The following is a 254-nucleotide window of genomic DNA, read 5'->3' on the forward strand; positions in this document are numbered from 1 at the left end:
CTAACAAAGAATTTAAAATATATCCAGGCTGTTCTTTCTGTAATGGCAACGCCACCATACCGATTGCTCGGGCAAATTCAAGAATTGCCTCAAAAACATCTGGATCTGTTTTGGGATGCTTCATGATTTCTGCTGTGTTATTGAGCCAAATTTCATTTGCAAAATGAAGCACTAAAAATTTTTCAGGTCTACCAGTTGCCTCCGAAAAAATGACTTGGAACAAATGTTGATGAGTTTGTGGCAAAAATCGTTTT

At 37.0% G+C, this 254-nt stretch carries 1 protein-coding gene; it reads right to left on the reverse strand.

Translation table 11 applies throughout. The features are described 5' to 3' along the window. Positions 1–254, reverse strand: a 254-nt coding sequence (locus SB764_RS42630) for a 3-hydroxyacyl-CoA dehydrogenase NAD-binding domain-containing protein (RefSeq protein WP_410867126.1), incomplete at both ends; no start/stop codon positions are given.

Origin of the sequence: Paraburkholderia sp. SIMBA_027 (assembly GCF_046535315.1) — a bacterium.
Classification (GTDB): domain Bacteria; phylum Pseudomonadota; class Gammaproteobacteria; order Burkholderiales; family Burkholderiaceae; genus Paraburkholderia; species Paraburkholderia tropica.